At 57.4% G+C, this 605-nt stretch carries 1 protein-coding gene and 1 pseudogene; both read left to right on the forward strand.

Annotation, left to right across the window (positions count from 1 at the left end; translation table 11 throughout):
• The first annotated feature begins 61 nt into the window (after window positions 1–61).
• Window positions 62–415 carry an NADH-quinone oxidoreductase subunit A gene (locus MWC30_RS21745; RefSeq protein ID WP_244086293.1) on the forward strand — a complete coding sequence of 118 codons (354 nt, stop codon included), beginning with the start codon at window positions 62–64 and terminating at the stop codon, window positions 413–415.
• A pseudogene (locus tag MWC30_RS21750) lies at window positions 406–605 on the forward strand (hypothetical protein); the annotation flags it as partial. The gene MWC30_RS21745 and the pseudogene MWC30_RS21750, both read left to right, overlap by 10 nt.

The following is a 605-nucleotide window of genomic DNA, read 5'->3' on the forward strand; positions in this document are numbered from 1 at the left end:
CGGGATGGGGGAAGGGTGTAAGTGTAAACGCGGGACAGTTAATGGAGAGAGAAGATCAGCCATGAGTGAATATGTACCGGTGTTGATCATGCTGGTTTTGGCGGCCGCGACGGCGGTGGGGATGCTGGTGGCGACGAGCAAGATCGGTCCGCGGAAGGTGTTTGCGGACAAGATGGAGCCGTTCGAATGCGGGGAGAGCCCGATCGTTTCGCCGAAGCTGCGGTTTTCGGTGAAGTTTTACCTGGTGGCTCTTTTTTTCGTCGTGTTTGACATGGAAGCGGTGTTTGTCTACCCGTGGGCGGTGCTCTTCAGGGATCTCGGGATGTTTGGTTTTGTGGAGATGATGATCTTCCTGGCGATTCTGGCCGTGGGTCTTTTGTATGTCTGGAGAAGGGGGGCTTTGGAATGGGATTAGAAGGTGAGAAGCTCGGAGTCTCCGGAAGGGCGGGCTCCGCGGAGGAGGGGGAGCGGCTGCTCGAGGGGAGCGTCGTATTGACGAAGCTCGAGGAGCTGGTGAACTGGTCGAGGAAGTACTCCTTTTTTCAGTACCCGTTCGTGACGGCGTGCTGCGGGATGGAGTTCATGTCCGTGGCGGGCCCCAAGTA

Source organism: Desulforhabdus sp. TSK (assembly GCF_022836495.1).
Classification (GTDB): domain Bacteria; phylum Desulfobacterota; class Syntrophobacteria; order Syntrophobacterales; family Syntrophobacteraceae; genus Desulforhabdus.